Origin of the sequence: Acinetobacter sp. 243_ASPC (assembly GCF_001054715.1) — a bacterium.
Taxonomy (GTDB): Bacteria; Pseudomonadota; Gammaproteobacteria; order Pseudomonadales; family Moraxellaceae; genus Acinetobacter; species Acinetobacter soli.
The window spans coordinates 143,830-167,155 of the sequence record NZ_JVOR01000095.1; the positions used below are offsets into that span (position 1 = coordinate 143,830).

A 23,326-nucleotide genomic window follows, 5' to 3' on the forward strand; every position below is an offset into this window, starting at 1 on the left:
TGAAGCGATCAAATCAGATTTGTAGCATCTTTACAGCACAGATTGCGCTAGATCACCACTTTATCGTGATGAATTGAATAGCTGAAAGAAAGTCTCAGCGCATTTACCTAAATGATGTAAAGTCTTTTAGTCATTACTACTAAAAAAATTTATTGAAATCTTAAAAAAGTCTTAAAAAAGTTATAAAAAAATGATTTTTTCTCTTCTTAAAATTTAATTACTTTAAAAAATATAAATTAAAACAATAACCTATACTAAAATAGAAAATTTGGTATCGTTTAAATTCCATAATTTCTCCATTTTTAATAATTAAATCCAATTACATTCGACTACAAATTTTAATAATAATCATTATTATTCGCATACTGTTTCTTATTGATACTGAGACTTCTATGGCGTTTATCACCACTCGAAAGAAGATAGTTTCTTCTGCTATTGCCTCTTCCCTCGCTGTTATGGCCACTCCCGTTATTGCGCAAGACGAGGTCTCTCACCTTGCGACCATTCGTGCACAAGCAGAACAAACAGAAAGCTTAAAAGTTGATACATCTGCCAACAAAAAATATGTCGCGCCGCTACTCGATACCCCAAAATCCGTTGCGATCGTTTCACAAAAATTACTACAGGACACTGGTGCAACTTCTTTAACCCAAGCACTGCAAAATGTACCAGGCATTACCTTTGCAGCCGGTGAAGGCGGTACACCATTTGGTGATACGCCTTATATCCGTGGATATAGCGCGCAGTCTTCCATTTATGTAGATGGCGTAAGAAATGCCACCACACAAAATCGTGATAACTTTGCAGTCGAACAAATTGAAGTCACCAAAGGCTCAAGCTCTACTCTTTCAGGTGGTGGCGGTGTGGGTGGTAGTATCAATCTGATCACCAAACAGGCACACCAAGGCGATGAATACCAAGGGACTGTTGCTGGCGGCACAGATAATTACCGTCATATTCAACTCGATGCCAACAAAGACTTTGGTAACGGTGTTGCAGGCCGTGTGGTCGTGATGGGACATCAAAATGAAAAGCCGGGCCAAAGCAATGGTGCCGAATACAATCGTGTCGGTTTAGCCCCGAGTATTGCGTGGGGGCTGGGTACTGCAACACGTGGTTTGCTCAGTTATTACTACCTACAAAGCTACGATGAACCAGATGCAGGTATTCCATTTCCAACCACAGGCGGCAAGCCGATTTCGGTAAAGCAAGGCACTTACTACGGCTGGAAAAATCGTGATTTTGATAAACGCGAAAACCACATTGGTACGTTCAAGCTTGAACACGATTTAAGTGATAATCTCACTGTATCGAATGTAGCCACCTATACCAAATCCAAAACTGACTACATTTATACTAATGCTGACGATTCAAAAGGTAATGTGGCCAATGGCACCGTATGGCGTGGTCATTCGTTGAGTCGTATCTCAAATACCGATGCCTTTGCAGATCAACTTGCTCTGACTGGTAAATTTAATACTGGCATGCTCAAGCACAGTTTTAATACTGGTATTGAATACAGCGATCAAAGCACTGATCTTGGTCTATATATCACACCTGCCACAAGTAGCACTTGTACCAGCACCAACTATCAATGCACAGATCTCTATAACCCAAGTAATCCGGCATACACGGGTACCATTACACCTTATGCCAATATGTATACCACACGCAGTAAAACAACTTCATTGTACGCACTGGATAGCATTGAATTCACGCCACAATGGTTACTGAATTTAGGCGTGCGTTGGGACAAATTTGATACCAGTGTGAAATATCATAAAGCCGCGATGACCTATGCTGGTGTCGCATCTACAGGTGTCGATGTAGACAGTGACAGTGACTTTTTCTCTTATCAAGCTGGTCTAACTTTTAAGCCAACAGAAAATGGTAGCATCTATGTAAGCTATGCCACATCTGCAAACCCTGTGGGAATTGGTCAAGGAGACAGCAGCGAATCCAGTGTGAGTACCTCGATTGCAGATCTTTCACCTGAAAAAGCACGTACTGCCGAATTGGGCACTAAATGGGATTTATTTGATAAGCGTGCTAATTTAACAGCTGCCATTTTCCGTACCGAAAAGCAAAATACACGTATTCAGGACGCATCTGGTCTATATTCAAATGTAGGTGACAGCAAAGTTGATGGTTTTGAGCTGGAGTTAAACGGTCATATCACACAAAAATGGGATATTTCTGCCGGCTATAGCTACCTCGATAGCGAACTGAAAAATGGTGGCTATTCACGTGGTGTAGCCCTACCATCAGGCGGTCCAATTCCATTTGTAGCCAAAAACAGTGCGACGCTTTGGTCAACTTATAAAGTGATGCCAAAACTCACCCTCGGTGCAGGCGCGCAGTACAAAGATAAAGTCTTTGTTAACTCAAGTACAACAGCAGAGAAATACTTGCCGGCTTATACCATTTATAATGCCATGGCCAAGTACGATATTAATCCGAATGTGAATCTACAGCTCAACATTAACAATATTTCGGACAAACGCTATTTCACTAGCGCACATGCGGCACATTATGCTTTTGAAGGTGACGGTCGCAATGCAGTGTTGGCAATCAACTTTAAATACTAATCGATATTCAGCTCAACCTCGTTGAGATTGATGCTTGATCATTTAAAATAGCCTCAGCATGGGGCTATTTTTTTAATTTTGAATCCACTGAACAGACAGGTTTTACACGTGATCCATCATATTCCAAATGTTCTCAGTAAAGAACAAGTTGCCGAATTTCGTATCCTTATGGACAGTGCCAACTGGGTCAATGGAAAAGTTACCGCGGGAACACTGTCTGCCTCTGTAAAAAACAATCAACAACTTTCAGAGCAAGACCCGCTGACCCACGAGTTAAGTGAACTTGTCATGAAAGCCATCTGGAATCATCCGATGTTTCAGGCAGTTGCACTTCCGCATCAAATGATCCCCCCCCTGTTTAACCGTTACGATGTTCAAGAAAGCTTTGGCTTTCATGTCGACAACTCGATTCGGTTAATTCGAGGCACACAGCAGCAAATGCGTACTGACCTTTCATGTACGCTATTTTTGAGTGAACCAGACGAATACGATGGCGGTGAACTCGTGATTGAAGACACTTACGGCTATCATGAAGTCAAACTTCCTGCCGGAGATGTTGTACTGTATCCCGCGACCAGCCTACACGAAGTGAGCAGCATTACTCGCGGGACACGTTTTGCCTCTTTTTTCTGGGTGCAAAGCTTAATTCGTGATGACAGTAAACGTCATTTGTTGTTTAACTTAGATGAAAGTGTTCGTAGTCTTCGCATGCAGCATGGCGATGGTTATGCTGAAGTGGTTAAGCTAACCAACATCTACCACAACCTCATGCGCATGTGGTCTGAGCTGTAATAAGCAGATACTTACAATATTCGGAAAATGTTTTAGAGATAATAATTTTTATCGAATTAAGAATTTTAAGTGGGAAAAATTTCCACTTAATTTAAATTATATGCAAAACTCAGGGAAATATTTTCCAGTTTTTCAAATTAAAATCTACACTATAATTTTGCATGCCTGTGGTTTTTCGCCTAGACTCAAATGATCAACAATGGTATTGAGTGAATTGAAATACCTCAGCATTTAACTCATGGTATATGGAAATGAAACACGTTTTTGCTTGTCCCTCGCTCACCACATCCATCATGGCTCTCCTGATGCTGCGCCTCGCGCGCGTATAAACCTTATGCCGTAATCGGCAGCCTTAATTTTTGACTTTCACTTTTTTATTGAATTCCCATATAAGAGCAGTGTGCAACGCCAATAACACGACAGCATGCACACTGCAACAAGGAGCACTCTCATGATGTTAGCAGATCCAAGCAAGAAATATCGTCGTATGTACCAACGTGTCGATTTGCCTGATCGCCAGTGGCCAAATAACGAAATCACCAAAGCGCCGATCTGGATGAGTACGGATTTACGCGATGGCAACCAAGCCATTTTTGAGCCGATGAGCATTGAACAGAAATTTAAAATGTTTCAAATGTTGGTCAAAATCGGCTTCAAACATATTGAAATTGGCTTTCCATCGGCATCACAAATCGATTTTGATTTCACCCGTAAACTCATCGAAGAAAATCATATTCCAGATGATGTGTACATTGAGGTATTGGTTCAGGCACGTGATCACTTGATCGAACGTACGTTTGAGTCTTTGGTGGGTGCCAAGCGTGCAATTGTGCACATTTACAATGCGAACTCTCCAACTTTCCGCCAAAAAGTGTTGAATGTTGGCGTTGAGGGTGCCAAAAAATTGGCCATCAATGCTGCTGAAAAAGTAAAAGAATACGCTGCACAATACCCTCAGACCGACTGGATTTTTCAATACAGCCCAGAATGTTTCTCTGCCACTGAATTAGAAGTGGCCAAAGATGTCTGTGATGCTGTCACCGAAATCTGGGAAGCCTCACCTGAAAACAAAGTGATTTTAAACTTACCGGCTACAGTCGAAGTTTCTACACCGAATGTATATGCCGACCAAATCGAGTGGATGCATCGCAATCTTGCTCGTCGTGACGGTGTGATTATTTCGGTGCATTGCCATAATGACCGTGGCTGTGGTATTGCGGCATCTGAACTTGCCATTATGGCTGGTGCAGACCGTGTGGAAGGCTGCGTGTTTGGAAACGGCGAGCGTACCGGAAATGTCGATGTGGCTGCGATTGCATTAAACATGTACACCCAAGGCGTTGCACCTGAGCTAGATTTTTCTAATATTAATGAAATCATTGCGACAGTTGAAGAATGTACTGGCTTGCCTGTGCATCCACGTCATCCATATGCGGGTGATTTGGTCTTCACTGCATTTTCAGGCTCACACCAAGATGCCATTAAAAAAGGCTTTGAGTTCCAGAAAAACGAAGACATCTGGGATATGCCATACTTGCCAATCGATCCAAAAGATTTGGGCCGCGACTACGATGCCGTGATTCGTGTGAACAGCCAATCTGGTAAAGGCGGTATTGCTTACTTGCTCGAATCGAATTACAACGTGGTGTTGCCTCGTCGTTTACAGATCGAGTTTTCACAGATTGTACAGCAGCGTACCGACGAAAATGGAACCGAAATCAGTGCATCTGATATCTGGACCTTGTTCCAAGACACTTATGTGAAAGTGAAAGAGCAGCACTATACTGCCAAAAACTATCGTCTTTCAGATATTAATGGTACTCAAATTATTGAGTTAGATGTGGATATCGACGGTGAAGTCCAGCAGCTTCGCGGTGAAGGCAATGGACCAATTTCGGCCTTTATGAATGCGCTTCAATTGCCAATTGATGTTTTGAACTACGAAGAACGCAGTATTAGTTCGGGTGCCAATGCAAAAGCCCTCACGTTGATTGAAATTCAGGTTAAAGGAACCGGCAAGAGTGCATTTGGTGCAGGCGTACACGACAATACAGTCACTTCATCTATTGAAGCGATTTTAGCCTGTACCAACCGCTTGATTGAGCAAGGCGTGCTCAGTACGGATCAAGTGGCCGCCGCGGCAGTTTAATCTCGCTAAAACCCTCTTTTTGAAAGGATACCTATGGTATCCTTTCTTTTATTATTGATTTAAAGATAAAAGGCGAATTGCTCCCGTGTCTTTTCCATCTGACTCAGTGGGGTTGGTTACTCCGCAAAAATTCCAATTTGAAGATCCTTTGCATTTAGAATGTGGACGTATCTTGCCGCGTTTCGAACTTATGGTTGAAACCTACGGTACACTCAATGCCGATCATACGAATGCCATCTTGATTTGCCATGCCCTATCTGGTCATCATCATGCAGCAGGTTATCATCATCAAGACGATAAAAAAGCAGGCTGGTGGGATGCATGCATAGGCCCCGGCAAAGCGATTGATACTAATTTATTTTTTGTGGTGGCCTTAAACAACATTGGCGGATGTAACGGATCGACAGGCCCGACTTCTCCTAATCCTGAAAATGAAAACCGTCCTTATGGTCCTGACTTTCCACTGGTGACGGTGCGTGACTGGGTCAAAACACAAGCATTACTCTCAGATCGTCTAAAAATTGATGCATGGTATGCCGTGATTGGTGGCTCTTTGGGCGGAATGCAGGCACTGCAATGGTCGGTCGATTATCCAGATCGCCTCAAAAACTGTGTGATTATTGCCAGTGCGCCAAAGCTTTCTGCACAAAATATTGCCTTTAATGAGGTTGCCCGCCAATCGATTCTTTCCGACCCCGACTTCTATCACGGTCGTTATTTAGAACATGACAGTTACCCAAAACGTGGTCTGATTTTGGCACGTATGGTGGGGCATATTACCTATTTATCAGAAGAAGCCATGAAGCAAAAATTTGGCCGAGATTTAAAATCGGGTAAATTTATGTATGGCTTTGATGTTGAGTTTCAGGTCGAAAGTTATTTACGTTATCAAGGCGAGCAATTTAGCCGAAACTTTGATGCCAATACGTATTTAATCATGACCAAGGCACTCGACTACTTTGATCCGTCACGTGAATACGAGCAGTCGCTGACCCGCGCCATGGCCAAAACACAATGTCGCTTTTTAGTGGTGTCTTTTACCACCGACTGGCGTTTTGCACCTGAGCGTTCACAAGAAATTGTAGATGCGCTGATTACCAATCATAAACCTGTGACTTATCTCGATATCGATGCCGAGCAAGGTCACGATTCATTTTTGTTTCCGATTCCACTTTACGTCAAAACGCTTCGCGCATTTTTAGGTGGTGAGGCACATCTCAAATCGACACCAAATCTGGAGGCGATCTAATGCGTATTGACCAACAACTGGCAGAAACATGGATTAAACCGGGTACAAGTGTGCTGGATTTGGGCTGTGGCGATGGTGAATTATTGGCCCATATGAGCAAAAAACATCAAATTCGTGCCTATGGACTAGAAATTGATCAAGAAAAGATTGCAATTGCGGTCAGTCGCGGGTTAAATATTATTCAACAGGATTTGAACTTGGGCTTGAGCCGTTTTGCCGACCAGTCTTTTGACTCGGTGGTGATGGCACAAGCACTGCAAGCCGTCGATGCACCAGACGTGTTATTACGCGATATGGTGCGTGTAGGGAAACAAGCCATTATTACCTTTCCAAACTTTGCGCACTGGAAAACGCGCTCTTTTTTAGCCTTGAAAGGAATGATGCCTGTTTCAGATGCGCTGCCGTATATGTGGTATAACACACCCAATATCCACCTGTGTACATTTAAGGATTTTGAAGCACTCTGTGCTGAAAATGATATTCAAATTATTAATCGACTTGCCGTGAATGGGAATCAGCAAGGGAGCCTTCTGAGTAAGCATGTCCCGAATTTGTTTGGTGAAGTCGCAATTTATCGAGTGAGCGCTCTATGAAAAAAGCACTGTTTGGCACACTAGTAATTGGACTTTTAAGTTTTCAAGCACATGCCGATTACGTTCCACAACCCCAATCGATTGCTGCACAAGCTGCACGTTATTCAGTGATGAGTATCAGCGAATTGACTCAAGCTGCACGAGCTGGTCAGGCAGGTGCTCAGTTTTATCTGGGCGCACATTACCAACATGGTAAAGATGTTGCCAAAGATGATAAGCAAGCGTTTACCTGGTTTAAAGCAGCAGCAGATCAAGGCTTATCCCCTGCTCAGTTAAATGTAGGCCGTATGTATGCAGATGGCGTGGGTGTAGCTAAAAACGAAAGCATGGCGCGTAAGTACTTTGAAAAAGCGGCCAGCAATGGTGATAACCGTGCCAGCTACAATCTGGCAATGATGGAAGAGCAAAAGAAAAACTATCAGGGTGCTTATCAGTGGTACGAACTGTCCACCCGCGATGGCATGCTTGACAATAAAGTCATCAATATGTCGCAAAGCAAAAAAACAGCTTTGGCAGCAAACCTGACCCAAGATCAGATTCGTCAAGCGGTTGACCGTGCAGACAAATGGATTCAAGCGCAGTAAATTTTTTTAGCATTAAGAGCACCTTCGGGTGCTTTTTCTTTTGTTAAAATCACCTCAAAATTTTGTTCGAGCATTTGTTATGTCCAATTCAGCATGGTTAAATCAAGGCACACTGGTCTTAGCCAGTAACAATAAAGGGAAGATTAGTGAGTTTGAAAAACTGTTTGCCGAACTCAAACTTCCTGTTAATGTCATTCCGCAAGGTCAGCTCAATATTCCCGATGCCATTGAAGATGGTTTAAGCTTTATCGAAAATGCCATTATCAAGGCGCGCCATGCCGCCAAGATTTCAGGTAAACCCGCTATTGCAGATGACTCGGGCCTGTGCGTACCTGTTTTGGGCGGTGCGCCGGGTATTTATTCAGCACGATATGCGGGCGATCATGGCAATGATGCCGCCAATAACGCAAAGCTTTTAGAGGATTTACGCCCTTATCGACAGCACAATCAGCCGATTGCCGGTATGTTTGTCTGTGTATTGGCTTTTGTGGAACATGCTGATGATCCACTACCACGTATTTTTGAAGGTTTCTGGCATGGCGAGATTCTTAATGCACCGCAAGGTGAGCACGGTTTCGGCTATGATCCGCTGTTTTGGCTACCTCAACTCGGTATGAGTAGCGCCGAAATGCCAAAAGAACAAAAAAATAAAATCAGTCACCGTGGTAAAGCCATGCAGCTTTTCCGCGACAGTCTTTCGACATCGGTTTAATCACGCCTCGAAGTGGATGTGAGGCTCGCCTTACATCCAACTCAGCAAAGATGTTGTATGAATTATCAGTGCATAGAGTGCAATCAATATACAGCTCATGATTGTACCTGATGCAATATATTTAGCCGATACACCGGTACCTTGATAATGTGTTTCCAGTGCCACAATATTCGCCGCGGGTGGCAAGCAAAACAGTAAAAACATTACGCCAATCGATTGCTGCATATTGGCAATCGGTAAATAAAAATAAGCTGCTGTGCAGAGCACAACACCGCAGATCACTTTTAAACCTAAAATGGCAGCACTACGTTTTAAATCCTGAACATGCACTTTTGTATGTCGTAACCACATGCCGAGCACACACATGCCAGCAAAGCTCATCCCTATTTTCGCAGCGCTGTAAATAAGCTCAAATATGTGAGGATCGTGAATATTTTGTATCCCGACCAAACGGCATAGCCCAGCCAGAATGAGCGCAATACATGGCGGAGACTGTACGACCTTTTGCACAATGGTCCGCATGGACTGCGGCGCATCAGAAACAGCTGTGACCGCCCAAATATTGCCAAAAATAGAACCGCCAATATAAAGCGCCACCATGGCCGAACTGATTTGAGGGCCAAAAATCGCAATTGCAAAAGGAAAGCCCAGCCACGCCATATTGACATAACTAAAGCACAGTGCGCCCAGTCGCTCTTTAAACAAGGCCATATAGACAGCAAACAAGATTAAAGAGACAACGAAGCTAAACAGCATTAAGGCAAGGCTTCCCGCCTGATAAAACACCATGTTGTAAATAATGACAACTGGGATAAATACACGGGCAAGCACAGTGGCAAGCCATGGCTTGAGTCGCTCACTGTATGTTCCTTGTGCCAGCAAAAGCCCAACAATAAATGCCACGACGGGCAAAATTAAATTCACAACATCGCCTTAATATATTTAATAAACTCATTCAACTTGAGTCTAACAGCACTCGCTTAAAATACGCTTGTCTTAAAACTGAAATAAATCAGTCACATTCCTGTCATGCCTTCTTGCTCAAATATCTGCAAAACATTGGAGTAGAAAAAATGGCAGGTTTATCGATTTGGCACGTGATTATCTTTTTAGTGGTGGTGGTGCTGTTATTTGGTACGTCAAAACTAAAAAATCTGGGTAAAGATGTCGGCGGCGCGGTTAAAGACTTTAAAAAATCAATGCGCGATGAAACAGAAGAAAATGCACAATTACACACCCCGCGCACGATTGATGCAGAAGTGAAGACGGCTGAACGTTCTTCTGCTAAAAGCTAAGAGTACGTTGCTATGTTAGATGTCGGTTTTGGTGAACTCTTTTGCTTTGGGATAATTGCCCTGCTGGTACTAGGCCCAGATAAACTTCCGGTTGCCGCACGCTTTGCTGGCCGCTGGTATGCCAGAGCCAAACGTTACATTTCCAATATACAAAACAAGATTGATCGTGAGCTCAAGCTGTCTGAATTTAGAAAAGAAATGCAAGATGAGCTAGACCGTTTACATTCGTTAGAACAAAGTATGCAGGCCCGTTTAAAAGAAATCGAAAAAGCCTCTCAAGAACAACGAATCCATCTCGCAGAGCAACCTGAAGCCGCTTGTGCACCCCAGCTAAAAACAACTTACATCTTGTGTCATGTGCCACAGCACGTTGTACCGTTTTGTACACATCAACAACTTCGAAGATGTGAACGCCAAAATGATGTGATTCCTCAACATTCTTCTGTCGAGTTAAAGATTGCCGTATGAGCCAGCTTCCTTCAAATGACATCATGCCTGCACCAGAGTCTCTGGAGCAGATGCCTATTACTCAACATTTGATTGCTTTAAGACGTCATCTTTTTAAGATTGTGGGCGTGACACTGCTTTTGTTTTTTATTTTATTGCCTTTTCGAAACACCACCTATCAGTGGCTGTCTGAGCCTCTGCGTCGCCAGATGCCAAGTACATCGTCGATGATTGCCACCGACGTTACCGCTACATTTATGGCGCCGTTCAAGCTCAATCTATGTGTTGCACTCATGTTGGCAATGCCGTTTATCCTATTTCAGCTTTGGACCTTTATTAAGCCCGCGCTATACGCAAAGGAAAGACATCTGGCTATTCCGCTACTTGTAGGCAGTATTGTGCTTTTTTATACCGGCATTGCATTTGCATACTTTATTGCCCTGCCCGGTATCTTGCATTTCTTTATGAGTGTTTCACCAGAAACAGTTGCCCCGATGACTGACATCAACAGTTATCTGGACTTTTGTTTAAAGTTATTTCTGGTTTTTGGATTTACCTTTGAAATTCCAATCGCCACCTTGCTGCTTATTTTAATCGGCATTGTGAGCACTCAGAGCTTGATTGAAAAGCGACGCTTTATTGTGGTGGGATGCTTTTTTATCTCAATGTTTATTACACCACCCGATGCGATTTCGATGATCATGCTCGCGGTACCAATGTGGCTATTGTTCGAATTGGGACTTCTGTTTGGAAAAATGCTGGAAAAACGTAGAGCTTAATCTCTGCGTTTTTTTATGCGCTATTTTCGTATTTTTAAGCACCATCAGTTTCATAAATTCATATAAGCCATTCATCACACTGTCTTCAATCTGACACCAAAGTGCAAAAAAAGCGTCATTAAGCTTTTCTAAAATCAGTGCTGTTTTCCTTCTCACATATAATGAACACGGATCTCTCATGACAACGACACCGGCAAATCAACATCCTACCCGTCGCGATCTACTCAAATGGTTTACTGGTCTTCCTTTTTTACCACTCGGGGCTATGGCAACAGCCGCGACACTGGCAGGCTGCAATGACAGTGATAATGGCACCACTACGATGCCAACCAAAACCGTTAATTTAAAAACGGCAACCTTTACCTCAATGGATGCCCCTTCACTTGCCAATCCTGCTGCAATGGCCACCACAACGGTCAACTCGAAACTGAGCGTAAGCTGGGACGACGGCTCACAAACTGACTATCAGTTGGCCTATAAGCCATTCTTCAAAACAGGCGACTCTGTGCCTAACCTGAGTGGTGGAACCATCATTGCAGGGGGTTATGTCGATGCAAAAGGCAACCCAATTGTCGATAAGTCGGTGGCGGGTAAAGAGCGTCAATTCTTTTCTGACTGTCCAGATGGTTCTTCATTAATTACGGTACCCAATGCCAGTGTCGCAGGTGTCACCAATCCGGTTTTTCATGTAGTGCAATTTGAATACACCACTAAAGATCAGGCAGGTGCCAGCATGTATGGCAAGCTGCCTTCTCCGATTGCGATTTTGACACTCGATCAAGACCAAAAAACCGGTCATTTAGAGCTGAAGAAATATTACAACGTTGATATGTCGAGTGCCTACGGACTCTGGATCACCTGTGGTGCCAGCATGTCACCGTGGGGAACACATCTGTCGAGCGAAGAATACGAGCCAGACGCCTTTGATCAGGGTATTGGTACAGCGTTGAGTACCGTGACCGCATATAGCCAAAACTATTTTGGTGATAGCACGACTGCCAATCCGTACAACTATGGTCACTTGCCTGAAATTACAGTCAATAAAGACGGTACAGGCAGCGTGAAGAAGCATTTCTGTTTGGGGCGTATTTCTCATGAACTGGTGCAAGTAATGCCAGACAACCGTACCTTAATTATGGGTGATGACTATACCAACGGTGGCTTTTTCATGTTTGTTGCAGACAAAGAAAAAGACTTATCTGCAGGTACACTGTATGTCGCCAAATACACCAGTGTATTTTCTGAAAATACCATTGCCCCAATTCAATGGATTAATTTAGGTCACGCCACCAGCCAAGAGATTTCAGACCTGATTAACGTTCGCAAAATCAAGCCAAGCGATATCATGGAGAGTCTGACCACTCAACCTGCCGATCTAACTGGTTACACCAAGATTATCCTCAATGCCAAAACCCTCTGGGTAAAAGTTAAATCGGGAATGGAAAAAGCTGCGGCGTTTCTTGAAACACACCGTTATGCAGCACTTAAAGGCGGTAGTATGGCCTTTACCAAACTTGAAGGAACAACCGTCAATATCAAAGATAAAGTGGCTTACTCTGCCGTATCGTATTTACAAAAATCGATGGTCAAAAATGGCGCTGGCTGGACAGAATCTAATAACGTGTCATTTAGTGCTGCAATCAATTCAGGCGCTGTGGTTGCCCACGACATGAAAGGCGGTCAAATCGACTCGACGGGTGCGGTCATCAATAGTGACTGGGTTGCGTATCAATCGCGTGTCTTGATTACTGGTGAAGATCTTGCATCGCCAGATGCACTAGGCAATACGGCAAATCCGAATAAAATTGCCAATCCAGACAACCTGAAGTTTTCGGAAAGTTTGCGCACCTTATTTATTGGCGAAGACAGCGGCATGCATGTCAATAATTTCTTGTGGGCGTATAACGTTGATACCAAAGTACTCTCGCGTATTTTGTCGACGCCATCAGGCGCTGAATCGACTGGTTTGCATGCGGTAGATTCGATTAATGGCTGGACCTATATCATGAGCAACTTCCAGCATCCGGGTGACTGGGAAGGCATTCACTCAAATGTAAAAGGTACTTTACAAAGTTATATCAATGCCAATTACAGCAACGGTTATGCTGCGGCTGTCGGCTATATCACCGCAGACCCAATTGCGCCGTCGAGTGTAAAAAAATCTTAATCTAGATGGCTTGAACCATAAAAAATTGAGCTCGCAACCGCAGGCTCAATTTTTTGATCAGTATAAACTGCAGGTATACATCCAGCATTTTTCAATTCAGTGTAAGCTTAAAACTTGCTTAAATTCATCGAATTGCAATCAGAGTGTAAAGACACCGTCATATTAAAACTCTACTTTGAATGGAAAATTTTGATATCCATTTATTGTTTGGGGAAAATACATGACACAGCCAACGCCATATCATGAAGATCAAGAGTTAGACAACAATACATCTGACAACATTCATTTTCGCGATATTTTAGAACAATCGATGTCTCGCCGTTCACTCATTGCAAAAACGGCAAGCGGTGCCGTTGCACTGGCCTTGGCTTCTACATTGACCGGTTGTAACGATAGCAATGATGACAATAACAACTCTACCCCTGCGGTTGATCCAAACAAACGCCCTGAAAAGCTCAACTTCAAACCTGTTGCAAAAAACTTAAACGATATCGTGACAGTACCAGAAGGCTATCAGGCCACAGTACTCTACGCGCTCGGCGATTCAATTAATCCGCGTGTTGGTGCGTGGGACGACAACAATATTCCATCAGGTCCGAGCTTCCAGTTCCGTTCTGGAGACTGCCACGACGGCATGCATTATTTTGGTTTAAACACGAGCAGCAACCGATTTGATGACAACGTCTCGACACAGGGATTGCTGGTGATGAACCATGAGTACATCAATCCAACCTTTTTGCACCCGAAAGGCCCAACCAAAGTCGATAATCGCCGACCAGAAGATGAAGTACTCCGTGAAATGAACGCACACGGTGTGTCGATTATCCACATTAAAAAAGACGCCACCACGCAAAAAGTCGAATTCATTCAAAGTTCGGTGTTTAACCGTCGTATTACAGCCTCGACCGTGATGGATTTTGCGGGTGCGGCAGCCGGTGCTGATCTGCTGGTGACCAGCTACTCGCCAAGCGGTAAACAAACCCGAGGAACCCACAACAACTGTGGCAATGGTTACACACCTTGGGGCACGTATTTAACCACCGAAGAAAACTTTATTGGCTATTTTCAGCGTTCGAGCAGCGATGACCTGAAACGTCAACCGCATGAAATTATCGCACTCAACCGTTACGGCCTCAAAGCGGGTTCAAGCTCGCGTTACGGCTGGGAAACGGCGATTGGTCAAATTGAAGCACAAGACCTTTATAGCCGCTGGAATGCCGATGTCAATGCAGCACAGGCAGCGCAGGATTATCGTAATGGCCCGAATACCTTTGGCTGGATGGTCGAAATCGATCCGTTTGATGTGCGCCAAAACCCTGTAAAACGGACTTCACTGGGGCGTTTTGCTCATGAAGACAGCGCATGCCGCGTGGTTGCCGGTCAGCCACTGGCCTTTTATATGGGCGATGACTCACGTGGTGAATACATCTATAAGTTTGTGAGTACGGCAAACTGGGATGTTAAAGATATCAATGGCGGCTATACCGCAGGTGATAAATATCTCAACAGCGGTATTTTGTATGTGGCCAAATTTAACAATGACGGCACTGGTCAGTGGATCGAGTTAAGCTATGGTAAAAATGGCCTCGATGCCAGCAACAAAACCTATCCGTTTCGTCATCAGGCCGATGTCGTAACCTTCGCGCGTCTGGCCGCAGACAGTGTTGGTGCCACGAAAATGGATCGCCCAGAATGGTGTACGGTGCATCCAGAAAATGGTGAAGTGTACGTCACCCTCACCAACAACTCGAACCGAGGCAGCAGCTACCCAACCGATGCCGCCAATCCGCGTAACTATGAAGACACCTACGCGGGCAGCAAAACCAACAAAGGTAACGTCAACGGTCATATCATCCGTTTCAAAGAAACCGACAACAAAACCACGGCTACGACCTTCAAATGGGACATTTACCTGTTTGGCGCAGAAGCTAAAATGGCAGCAAATATTAACCTGTCGGGTTTAAATGACAACAACGACTTTTCAAGCCCGGATGGTATGTGGTTCGATGCACGCGGCGTCTTGTGGATTCAAACCGATGATGGCGCTTATACCGATGTGACCAACTGCATGATGTTGGCGGCTTTACCGGGAACCCTTGGTGACGGTACGACAGCCACGACATCAAATGGACAGCAAACCATTGTGGGCGCGAAAGTAACCGATGAAAATCTACGCCGCTTCTTGGTGGGACCAAAAGAATGTGAGATTACCGGCATTGCTATGACGCCAGACAATAAAGCCATCTTTATTAATGTTCAGCATCCAGGTGAAGATTCTAGCAGTTACGACAAGCCAAGCAGTCACTGGCCTGCAACCCAAACTGACCCAAGCAATACGACAGCTCGCCCTCGCTCGGCGACCGTGGTCATCACGCGTAAAGATGGTGGCGTGATTGCAGGTACCTAAACCCGCATACAATAAAAAAACTGGCTTCGGCCAGTTTTTTTATTGCTGTCGTTCAATCTTGATCTCGGTGATCTGACCCTGCTGCTCACCTTGCTGAATTTTTTCACGCCACTGCCAGTGATGATCATCAAGCGCCAGAAAATTTGAGCAGCGTGTGCCGTATACGGGGCTTTGAATAAAGGTCGAAGAGAGCAGCTCTTCCATCTCAAGACTAATACCGGTTTCGGGTAGCCGTGCAGGAATCACCTTGCGTTCATCTTCCAATATATCCCACGCGGCATGCTCTAAAGTTGCCGCGGGTGTATGCACCTGCATCATAGGTAAAAACTCTTGGGTAAAGCGCTTACGTAAATGTGCTGTTTTTTCCCAGTGCTCCGACATTAAACCGTTGGAGACCACATAAACGCCTTTGGCCAAAACTTGTGGTGCTTCACCGCGGTTGCTCATATAGACTGCCTGCGTTGCATCACCTAAAAATAGATTAAATCCCGCATATGCCTGCTGATGTTGCTCAAGGGTCTTCGCAAAACGGATCGGCGACAGATCTGAGTGTAGAAAATCGGCAATCAATGCCCCACGTGATGTGGGATAGTGCTGCTGATCTTTGCCATCACGAAAATTGGTCACCACCGCCCAGCGTCCAGATGCTGTAATGCCCATCCATGTCCCACCCGATTGCAGATCTTGACCCGCAATAATCGGACTATCGGGCCATTGCTTTAAAGACGCAGTGGGACGCGCGTAAAACTCATCACGATTTGAAAGTAAACAGACAGGCGTGTGGTAGAGCACCTGCCATGCCAAGGCAACAATACACATGATCTTTTCTCGTCATCTTTACACATTGAATGTACAACATTTTTCTGACATTCCGTTAAAATCTCTGGCAAAGATAAAAGCAAGGTACAGGTATGCTCACCTATCCCAATATAGACCCGGTTGCTGTTTCGCTTGGTCCGCTCAAGGTCCATTGGTATGGACTGATGTATTTACTGGCATTTTTATGTGCTTGGGGGCTCGCGTCCTATCGTGCAAAACAACGTGATGGCTGGACCTCGGAAATGGTTTCCGATCTGGTCTTTTACGGCGCTCTCGGCGTGGTGCTGGGTGGACGTGTCGGCTATGTACTGTTTTACGAGTTCGACAAATTTCTTGCCAATCCGATCTGGCTGTTTCAGGTCTGGACAGGCGGTATGAGTTTTCACGGCGGCTTTATCGGCGTGATGTTGGCCATGATCTTGTGGTGCCGCAAATACCAGAAAACTTGGTTTGAAACATTGGATTTTATTGCACCCTGCGTCCCAACCGGTTTGATGTTTGGCCGTATTGGTAATTTTATTGGGGGCGAGCTGTATGGTCGCGAAGTCCAAGATCCGAACTATCCTTTCGGGATGATCTTCCCAACCGATCCGTTTCATCTGGTGCGTCACCCTTCCCAGATCTATCAAGCCATTTGTGAAGGTTTGTTGCTGTTTATCTTGTTGTGGTGGTTCAGCTCAAAACCGCGACCACGTATGGCAGTGTCTGCCTTGTTCCTAATGGGATACGGTGTAGCACGCTTTGTGATCGAATTCTTCCGTGAGCCCGATGCAGATCAAGGCTTTATTTTATTTGGATGGATGACCAAAGGTCAGATTCTGACTGTGCCGATGTTACTGATTGGCTTGTGGATGATGTGGTACGCCTACCGCCGTAAACTTTACGACTGGGGACCACTCAAAACCCGATAACATCTTTCGCTTTAATTTTAAAGGCGGGTCAAGTCAAGCTTTTCCCGCCTTTGATTTTTTGTGGTAAATTCTGCCTATTCTTTTTGAATGATACCTGCACATGCTTGAATTCTGGTTTGACCCGAACATTTCTCGGATTCAAAAATTTTTCATTCTTCTTCTCACCCTCATCGTGGCGATTGCACTGTTTTATCATCAACCTTTACCACTCGACGTGGTGCTGATGTTTACAGGAACAGGCATAATCTTTCTGATATGTCGCTACCTAAAGCTGCATTTTGCTGCGCAAAAGCCAACTGGTTTACTGTATCGTCTGCTGACCTGGATTCCAATTGCACTGATCTTTGCACTGTTGTTTGTAAAAACCATGAACAATCTGATGTGGTGGGGTATTCAAGGGATCGCCTTTATGGCGCTGGCGGTGTTTATTTTTTCACCGCAGTTTTTATTTAGATCTTCAAATTCAGGCGTGAATCCCGATGCTTGAGTTTTGGTATTCCGAGCGTATCACCCGTCCGATACGTTTTGGATTTTGTATTGCGTTATGCGCAGTGATTTACTGGCTCTCGCACATACAGCCGCTTAGCCCGAAATATGTCGTGATCAGCGTTTTGATTGGAATAGTGACGCATATCATTCGCCATAAACGACAACAGATTCATCATGATAATCCTTACCGCGAAGGCTTTAATATTTTAGCCAACGTGTTTCCAATTATAGCCCTCATCATCACCATTTCGCTGCTGCCCGACTCATCAAAATGGATACCGGGCCTGCAAGTATTGGGCTTTAGCGTGCTCGGATTATGCTTGGCCTCTACCGCCCATTATCGTGAGCCACGTAAATAACGCAGGCAAGATTGTTTGCTGTTCTTTGAAGACAAAAACGGCTAAAATTTGCAGTCGATTGAAACTTGTTGTCGCTTAGTCAAGCGGCGACTATACGATTAGAGAGAACCATGCGCACCTACTTAAACCTTTTACAACATATCCTAGACAATGGCGGCGATAAAGGTGACCGTACAGGGACAGGAACACGTTCTGTATTTGGTCATCAGATGCGCTTTGACCTCAGCCAAGGCTTTCCTCTGCTCACCACCAAAAAAGTACACTTTCGTTCAATTGTGATTGAACTGTTGTGGTTTCTAAAAGGTGATACCAACGTACAGTACCTCAAGGACAACAAAGTCAGCATTTGGGACGAATGGGCGACAGCTGAGCAAACCGCGCGTTTCGGTCGCCCAGAAGGCGAGCTTGGCCCGGTGTATGGTCATCAGTGGCGTAATTTTGGCGCCAGCAAAAATGCAGATGGCAGCTATAACCAAGACGGATTTGATCAGATTTCATGGTTAGTCAATGAAATTAAAACCAATCCGAACTCACGCCGCTTGATTGTATCTGGCTGGAATCCAAATGAAGCTGGACAGGTCGCACTGCCACCGTGCCACACGTTGTTTCAGTTTTTTGTACAAGACAATAAATTGTCGTGTCAGTTATATCAGCGCAGTGCCGACGTATTTTTGGGTGTGCCGTTTAATATTGCCAGTTATGCACTCCTCACCCACATGATTGCGCAAGTCTGTGGCCTCGGTGTGGGAGATTTTGTCTGGACAGGTGGCGATACACATTTATATGCCAACCATTTTGAACAGGCCAAACTGCAACTCACCCGTGAACCGTTACCACTTTGTCAGCTTAAATTAAACCCTGAAATTACCGACCTGTTTGATTTTAAATTTGAAGATATCGAGATTGTTGACTACCAGTCTCATCCTGCAATCAAAGCACCTGTCGCTGTATAAGGAAAGCAATTAATGGCATTTCAAGGCTTAGAAGTGGTTCACGTGGTGGCCATGGATCAAAAACAGTGTATTGGTCAAGGTAATGCATTGCCGTGGCATATTCCTGCCGATCTCAAGCACTTTAAAGCAATTACCCAAGGTGGCGTGGTGGTTATGGGGCGTAAGACACTTGAATCGATGGGGCGCGCATTGCCCAACCGCAGTAATTGGGTGATTACCCGCGATGTAAACTGGTCATTCGCAGGTACGCACGTGGCACATAGTATTGAAGCTGCTTTAGAAGGTGCTGCGCAAGAGGCAAAAGCCGCGAATCAGCGTGCGCTCTTTATTATTGGCGGGGGAGAAATCTTTAGTCAGACACTGGATATTGCCGACTGGCTTGAGCTGACGCATGTCGAGCTTGATGTGCAAGGTGATGCATTTTATCCAGACCGACCTGCTGCCTTTAAAAAAATTGCCAGTGAATCACATATTGATGACAAAACAGGTATTGCGTTTGAGTTCGCAAGTTACCGAAAATAAAGACAATCCCTAGCTGATTGTTGGTTTATGCATACAACTGGAAAAAAAGAATTTTTACATGCCCTAGGGATGGGGCTTTTACATATGATTTTCAGTGTTTTTGTGATCTGCTCAAGTATTTGGGTGTGTGCGGCACTCTGGATTCAGCAACCTTTTGGATGGCTAGGTAGTCGAATTCTCATCGGGATCTGGATTGTTTTTGCCCTCAGCGTATTGGGGATTTATATCAGTCAGCATATTTTGGGGCGCGGTAAAGATATCGTGCTGTACATGCTGGCATTCTTAGTTGCACTTCTGTGGTATTTTTCACTGGCGCCCGCGCAAAATCGTGATTGGGACCCAGAGGTCGCTCGGCTACTAGATTACCAACGCCAAGGAGATCAGATTACCCTGCACAATGTACGAAATTTTGACTGGCAACCTGATGGTCAGTATACCGAACGCTGGGAAACTCGTCATTACAACCTGAATCAGCTTCGAGGGGTCAATATCATTACCTCATACTGGATGGGCCCGCAAATTGCCCATACCTTGGTGAGCTTTGATTTCGAACAGCAAAAACCGCTGGTGTTTTCCATCGAAATCCGTAAAGAAAAAAATGAGAATTTTTCGGCAATTGGTGGTTTTTTTCGGCAGTTTGAATTAAGCCTAGTCGCAGCCGATGAAAAAGATATTGTGTATACCCGCAGCAATGCTCGCCATGAACAGGTCTATCTGTTTCCTGTTCAGGTATCTAAAGAGCAAGCCAAGGCTTTATTTTTGGAATACCTTAAAACCTCAGATGAACTACGGGCAACACCAAAATGGTACAACACCCTGACCAGTAACTGCACCACCTTGGTTTTTGATATGGCACAAGCCATCAATCCAGATGAACTTCCTAAAGATTATCGCTTACTGGCGTCGGGATACCTACCAAACTACTTATATGACTTAAATGTACTCAGTCATGACTACAGCATTGCCAAGTGGTATCAGATGGCTTACATCAATGAACGGGCAGCCGAGTATGAGAAATTCAAACACCAAAACAGTCTAAATTTCTCAGAAGTGATTCGTTATGGTATTCCACAGCCGAAGCAGTGACACCTCAATCTTCGAGGATTACCCCGTTCTTCAACCCGATTATGCTGTATATTTTTTCTTAATGATCGAGAATCGATCGGGTTAGATCTTGTCTCATCATCTCGTAAAATAAGCTTACACAATCACACGCTTTTCTACTCGATGTATCTACATTGATTTGTTTTGCTACTGCTCAAGAACAAGTTGTGAAGCAAAGAGACATCAACATGATCAAAACATGGCTAACAGGGACTTGCCTGTGTGCAAGCGTGCTTTTTACCGGATGTGCGGTAACCCCTTCGACATCATCAACTGATTCTACGACCAAAACAGCTGTAACCTCTAGCAGTAGCGCCAATGCGAGCACGGCCAATGCACTGCTTGATCGCAACTGGACGGCTACTGAAATTAATGGCTTTCAAATTAGCACTCAGGTCGCGAATAAACCGAGTTTGAAATTTGATTCAAAAACACAGCGATTTAGCGGTACAGATGGATGTAATCGTATGATGGGAAGTTTTAAGGCAGACGCCGAATCACTTCAATTGGGCGCTGCGGCATCGACCAAGATGATGTGTCCAAATACGGATCAAAACATCAGTGTGCAATATCAGCAAGCACTTACAAACGTATCGCGTTACCGAGCAAGCCCTGAACATCTCATTCTGATGGATCAAAGCGGACGTATTGTGATGGCTCTCGATGCATCAAAATAAAGACATTGTGCCTTATGGTCTTTTAATTGAGCAGGTCGCCTCAATATAGATTGTACGTAAACGAAAAAACGTGATATTAAAACCCTTTGCTATTTCGAGGAAAACCATGCAACAGGCATTATTTGGCGGCGGATGTTTCTGGTGTACTGAAGCAGTATTCTTACAAATCCGTGGCATCGAAAAAGTTGTCAGCGGTTATGCAGGCGGTGATACACAAAATCCGACCTACGAACAAGTCTGCACAGGTGAGACCAATCACGCAGAAGTGATTTTGGTGGACTTTGACGAAACACAGGTCAGCTACGACGATTTACTGCACGTGTTTTTTGCTATCCACGATCCAACCACGCTGAACCGTCAAGGCAACGATATCGGTACGCAGTATCGTTCTGTCATTTATTATTTTGACGAGCAACAAAAAGCAGATGCAGAAAAACTCATTCAAGAGTTAAAAGCCGAAGGCATGAATGTAGTCACCGAGCTCAGCCCAGTACCTACTTTTTATGCGGCTGAAGATTATCATCAAGATTTCTACACCAAGAATCCGTCTCAAGGCTTTTGTAATTTTGCAATTCCTCCAAAAATTGCTAAATTACGTAGCAAATTTCAGTCTTTACTTAAGGCCTGAACAAAAAAAAGCAACTCGATCGAGTTGCTTTTTTATTGCGCTCAATCTAGAGCGTTTAATTTTCACTGACAAAAGCAATATCGCTGAGTCCGGCTCCACTCGCACGAGACATCACTTGTGCGACAGTATCATAACGTGATGCTTTATCGGCTTTTAGCATAACTGTCGGCTTTTGCGCCTGCTGGCCTGCCTCTTGAAAACGCTGATTAAGCTCATCTAGCGTAATGGTTTCTTGCCCCCAAGAGACATCACCATTGGCATTGATGCTAATGGTAATCTCTTTCGGTGGCGGTGGCTGAATCTCAGCCGTGGTTTTTGGCAAACTTAATGGTACCGATGGGTTTGCAACCGTTGCTGTGACCAAAAAGATGATCATCAGTACCAACATGATGTCAATTAACGGAATGAGATTCATCTCATTCATGCCACTGTCGTGGTCTTCACCCAATTGAAATGCCATTAAGCCTGACCTCCAGCAAAGCTTTGTTGCGCTGCCTTCACTTCAGTTTTGTGTTCAGCAGATTCTTGCTGCAACATGGTATCGATCAGCAAGCTATGAGCCTGATCTTGTAAATCATGTGCTAAACCGCGGTTGTAACGTACACAGATGTTGTATGCCAATACCGCAGGAATCGCAACAGCCAGACCTAAACCGGTCATGATCAGCGCTTCACCTACCGGTGTCGCAACTTGTGCCAATCCTGCTTGTCCGCTTTTACCTACTGCTACCAGCGCATGGAAGATTCCCCAAACCGTACCAAACAGACCGACAAACGGTGCCAAAGAGGCAATGGTACCGAGTACTGCAACGCCTTTTTCTGCACTGGATTTTTCTGCAGAAATCTGACGCAGTAACGCCTGCTCTGCCACTGCCTTACGCTGCTCGAAAGTCAAGTGAACAAACTTGGCTTTCAGACTACTCAGTGCTTTAGCGAGTTGAGCATAAGCTTGTTGTTTTAATTGGCGGGTTCCCATCAAACGTAAGATAAGAATCGTCCAGGTTGCAATCGACATTGCCAAAAGCACGAAGTACAGTGTTTTGCTGACTGCATCTGCATGTTGCCAATAAACTGAAAAGTTCATACTCGAACTCCTGAAAGTG

Annotated in this window: 24 protein-coding genes; 20 read left to right on the top strand and 4 right to left on the bottom strand. The window is 44.5% G+C overall.

All coding sequences use genetic code 11. The features are described from left to right. Positions 1–392 precede the first annotated feature (392 nt). The 7 genes from ADA42_RS12795 to rdgB all read left to right on the top strand — a co-directional run bounded on the left by ADA42_RS12795 (position 393) and on the right by rdgB (position 8,667). A complete protein-coding gene (locus ADA42_RS12795; protein ID WP_048765626.1) occupies positions 393–2,588 on the top strand; it encodes a TonB-dependent receptor in 2,196 nt (731 codons plus the stop codon). Between the two features lie 108 nt (positions 2,589–2,696). Beyond that, on the top strand, positions 2,697–3,380 hold the full coding sequence (locus ADA42_RS12800) for a Fe2+-dependent dioxygenase (protein ID WP_048765628.1): 684 nt from the start codon (positions 2,697–2,699) through the stop codon (positions 3,378–3,380). Between the two features lie 451 nt (positions 3,381–3,831). Then, a complete protein-coding gene (gene leuA, locus ADA42_RS12805; RefSeq protein ID WP_004943722.1) occupies positions 3,832–5,529 on the top strand; it encodes a 2-isopropylmalate synthase in 1,698 nt (565 codons plus the stop codon). Between the two features lie 85 nt (positions 5,530–5,614). Then, positions 5,615–6,778, top strand: a complete 1,164-nt coding sequence (gene metX, locus ADA42_RS12810; protein WP_048765629.1) for a homoserine O-succinyltransferase MetX — start codon at positions 5,615–5,617, stop codon at positions 6,776–6,778. Then, complete coding sequence (metW, locus tag ADA42_RS12815; protein WP_004932817.1) at positions 6,778–7,371, top strand: methionine biosynthesis protein MetW; 594 nt, start codon at positions 6,778–6,780, stop codon at positions 7,369–7,371. The genes metX and metW overlap by 1 nt, the downstream gene beginning before the upstream one ends. Then, positions 7,368–7,955: a tetratricopeptide repeat protein gene (locus ADA42_RS12820; protein ID WP_004932816.1), complete on the top strand. Its 588-nt coding sequence runs from the start codon at positions 7,368–7,370 to the stop codon at positions 7,953–7,955. The genes metW and ADA42_RS12820 overlap by 4 nt, the downstream gene beginning before the upstream one ends. Before the next feature lie 79 nt (positions 7,956–8,034). Further along, entirely contained in the window at positions 8,035–8,667 is a 633-nt protein-coding gene (gene rdgB, locus ADA42_RS12825) for an RdgB/HAM1 family non-canonical purine NTP pyrophosphatase (RefSeq protein ID WP_004932814.1), read from the top strand. A 30-nt stretch (positions 8,668–8,697) separates the two neighbouring features. Here the strand turns inward: rdgB and ADA42_RS12830 are convergent, their stop codons facing one another. Further along, on the bottom strand, positions 8,698–9,591 hold the full coding sequence (locus tag ADA42_RS12830; protein WP_048765631.1) for an AEC family transporter: 894 nt from the start codon (positions 9,589–9,591) through the stop codon (positions 8,698–8,700). A gap of 149 nt (positions 9,592–9,740) precedes the next feature. Between ADA42_RS12830 and tatA the strand changes: the two genes are divergently transcribed. From tatA to ADA42_RS12855, 5 genes are all read left to right on the top strand, one after another. After that, entirely contained in the window at positions 9,741–9,962 is a 222-nt protein-coding gene (gene tatA / locus ADA42_RS12835; protein WP_004932808.1) for a Sec-independent protein translocase subunit TatA, read from the top strand. A gap of 12 nt (positions 9,963–9,974) precedes the next feature. Continuing rightward, a complete protein-coding gene (gene tatB / locus ADA42_RS12840; protein ID WP_004943731.1) occupies positions 9,975–10,430 on the top strand; it encodes a Sec-independent protein translocase protein TatB in 456 nt (151 codons plus the stop codon). Further along, positions 10,427–11,188 carry a twin-arginine translocase subunit TatC gene (gene tatC, locus ADA42_RS12845; RefSeq protein ID WP_004932804.1) on the top strand — a complete coding sequence of 254 codons (762 nt, stop codon included), beginning with the start codon at positions 10,427–10,429 and terminating at the stop codon, positions 11,186–11,188. The genes tatB and tatC overlap by 4 nt, the downstream gene beginning before the upstream one ends. 178 nt (positions 11,189–11,366) lie before the next feature. Further along, positions 11,367–13,355, top strand: a complete 1,989-nt coding sequence (locus ADA42_RS12850; RefSeq protein ID WP_048765634.1) for a PhoX family protein — start codon at positions 11,367–11,369, stop codon at positions 13,353–13,355. A gap of 220 nt (positions 13,356–13,575) precedes the next feature. Continuing rightward, entirely contained in the window at positions 13,576–15,762 is a 2,187-nt protein-coding gene (locus ADA42_RS12855; protein ID WP_048765635.1) for a PhoX family protein, read from the top strand. A gap of 39 nt (positions 15,763–15,801) precedes the next feature. On the opposite strand, the gene ADA42_RS12860 is transcribed toward ADA42_RS12855, so the two are convergent. Next, positions 15,802–16,581, bottom strand: coding sequence for an NRDE family protein (locus ADA42_RS12860; protein WP_048765637.1), 780 nt, complete (start codon positions 16,579–16,581; stop codon positions 15,802–15,804). Positions 16,582–16,673: 92 nt separating this feature from the next. Here ADA42_RS12860 and lgt point away from each other — a divergent pair, with 92 nt between their 5' ends. The 8 genes from lgt (at position 16,674) to msrA (ending at position 22,224) form a co-directional block, all read left to right on the top strand. Continuing rightward, positions 16,674–17,492 carry a prolipoprotein diacylglyceryl transferase gene (gene lgt, locus ADA42_RS12865; protein WP_004932795.1) on the top strand — a complete coding sequence of 273 codons (819 nt, stop codon included), beginning with the start codon at positions 16,674–16,676 and terminating at the stop codon, positions 17,490–17,492. Positions 17,493–17,592: 100 nt separating this feature from the next. Next, positions 17,593–17,979, top strand: coding sequence for a hypothetical protein (locus ADA42_RS12870; protein WP_004932793.1), 387 nt, complete (start codon positions 17,593–17,595; stop codon positions 17,977–17,979). Next, entirely contained in the window at positions 17,972–18,340 is a 369-nt protein-coding gene (locus ADA42_RS12875) for a hypothetical protein (RefSeq protein WP_048765639.1), read from the top strand. Before ADA42_RS12870 ends, ADA42_RS12875 begins: the two co-directional genes overlap by 8 nt. Before the next feature lie 110 nt (positions 18,341–18,450). Beyond that, the gene (gene thyA, locus ADA42_RS12880; protein ID WP_004932789.1) at positions 18,451–19,293 is read left to right on the top strand and encodes a thymidylate synthase; all 843 of its coding nucleotides are present in this window, start codon (positions 18,451–18,453) and stop codon (positions 19,291–19,293) included. A gap of 12 nt (positions 19,294–19,305) precedes the next feature. Next, positions 19,306–19,815: a dihydrofolate reductase gene (locus tag ADA42_RS12885; protein ID WP_004943751.1), complete on the top strand. Its 510-nt coding sequence runs from the start codon at positions 19,306–19,308 to the stop codon at positions 19,813–19,815. 27 nt (positions 19,816–19,842) lie between these two features. Next, positions 19,843–20,901, top strand: a complete 1,059-nt coding sequence (locus tag ADA42_RS12890) for a DUF4105 domain-containing protein (RefSeq protein WP_048765643.1) — start codon at positions 19,843–19,845, stop codon at positions 20,899–20,901. A 206-nt stretch (positions 20,902–21,107) separates the two neighbouring features. After that, positions 21,108–21,596, top strand: coding sequence for an META domain-containing protein (locus tag ADA42_RS12895; protein ID WP_048765644.1), 489 nt, complete (start codon positions 21,108–21,110; stop codon positions 21,594–21,596). 106 nt (positions 21,597–21,702) lie between these two features. Beyond that, positions 21,703–22,224 (top strand): peptide-methionine (S)-S-oxide reductase MsrA, encoded by a 522-nt coding sequence (msrA, locus tag ADA42_RS12900; RefSeq protein ID WP_004932778.1) that lies wholly within the window; start codon positions 21,703–21,705, stop codon positions 22,222–22,224. A 55-nt stretch (positions 22,225–22,279) separates the two neighbouring features. Here the strand turns inward: msrA and ADA42_RS12905 are convergent, their stop codons facing one another. Next, the gene (locus ADA42_RS12905) at positions 22,280–22,684 is read right to left on the bottom strand and encodes an ExbD/TolR family protein (RefSeq protein ID WP_004932775.1); all 405 of its coding nucleotides are present in this window, start codon (positions 22,682–22,684) and stop codon (positions 22,280–22,282) included. Next, the gene (locus tag ADA42_RS12910; RefSeq protein ID WP_004943757.1) at positions 22,684–23,307 is read right to left on the bottom strand and encodes a MotA/TolQ/ExbB proton channel family protein; all 624 of its coding nucleotides are present in this window, start codon (positions 23,305–23,307) and stop codon (positions 22,684–22,686) included. Before ADA42_RS12910 ends, ADA42_RS12905 begins: the two co-directional genes overlap by 1 nt. Between the last annotated feature and the right edge of the window lie 19 nt (positions 23,308–23,326).

Excerpts from the sequence above, each read along its gene's own strand:
- ADA42_RS12795 (WP_048765626.1), top strand. The coding sequence starts at position 393 with ATGGCGTTTATCACCACTCGAAAGAAGATAGTTTCTTCTGCTATTGCC.
- leuA (WP_004943722.1), top strand. The coding sequence starts at position 3,832 with ATGATGTTAGCAGATCCAAGCAAGAAATATCGTCGTATGTACCAACGT.
- metW (WP_004932817.1), top strand. The coding sequence starts at position 6,778 with ATGCGTATTGACCAACAACTGGCAGAAACATGGATTAAACCGGGTACA.
- ADA42_RS12820 (WP_004932816.1), top strand. The coding sequence starts at position 7,368 with ATGAAAAAAGCACTGTTTGGCACACTAGTAATTGGACTTTTAAGTTTT.
- rdgB (WP_004932814.1), top strand. The coding sequence starts at position 8,035 with ATGTCCAATTCAGCATGGTTAAATCAAGGCACACTGGTCTTAGCCAGT.
- tatA (WP_004932808.1), top strand. The coding sequence starts at position 9,741 with ATGGCAGGTTTATCGATTTGGCACGTGATTATCTTTTTAGTGGTGGTG.
- tatB (WP_004943731.1), top strand. The coding sequence starts at position 9,975 with ATGTTAGATGTCGGTTTTGGTGAACTCTTTTGCTTTGGGATAATTGCC.
- tatC (WP_004932804.1), top strand. The coding sequence starts at position 10,427 with ATGAGCCAGCTTCCTTCAAATGACATCATGCCTGCACCAGAGTCTCTG.
- ADA42_RS12850 (WP_048765634.1), top strand. The coding sequence starts at position 11,367 with ATGACAACGACACCGGCAAATCAACATCCTACCCGTCGCGATCTACTC.
- ADA42_RS12855 (WP_048765635.1), top strand. The coding sequence starts at position 13,576 with ATGACACAGCCAACGCCATATCATGAAGATCAAGAGTTAGACAACAAT.
- ADA42_RS12860 (WP_048765637.1), bottom strand. The coding sequence starts at position 16,581 with ATGTGTATTGTTGCCTTGGCATGGCAGGTGCTCTACCACACGCCTGTC.
- lgt (WP_004932795.1), top strand. The coding sequence starts at position 16,674 with ATGCTCACCTATCCCAATATAGACCCGGTTGCTGTTTCGCTTGGTCCG.
- ADA42_RS12870 (WP_004932793.1), top strand. The coding sequence starts at position 17,593 with ATGCTTGAATTCTGGTTTGACCCGAACATTTCTCGGATTCAAAAATTT.
- ADA42_RS12875 (WP_048765639.1), top strand. The coding sequence starts at position 17,972 with ATGCTTGAGTTTTGGTATTCCGAGCGTATCACCCGTCCGATACGTTTT.
- thyA (WP_004932789.1), top strand. The coding sequence starts at position 18,451 with ATGCGCACCTACTTAAACCTTTTACAACATATCCTAGACAATGGCGGC.
- ADA42_RS12885 (WP_004943751.1), top strand. The coding sequence starts at position 19,306 with ATGGCATTTCAAGGCTTAGAAGTGGTTCACGTGGTGGCCATGGATCAA.
- ADA42_RS12890 (WP_048765643.1), top strand. The coding sequence starts at position 19,843 with ATGCATACAACTGGAAAAAAAGAATTTTTACATGCCCTAGGGATGGGG.
- ADA42_RS12895 (WP_048765644.1), top strand. The coding sequence starts at position 21,108 with ATGATCAAAACATGGCTAACAGGGACTTGCCTGTGTGCAAGCGTGCTT.
- msrA (WP_004932778.1), top strand. The coding sequence starts at position 21,703 with ATGCAACAGGCATTATTTGGCGGCGGATGTTTCTGGTGTACTGAAGCA.
- ADA42_RS12905 (WP_004932775.1), bottom strand. The coding sequence starts at position 22,684 with ATGGCATTTCAATTGGGTGAAGACCACGACAGTGGCATGAATGAGATG.
- ADA42_RS12910 (WP_004943757.1), bottom strand. The coding sequence starts at position 23,307 with ATGAACTTTTCAGTTTATTGGCAACATGCAGATGCAGTCAGCAAAACA.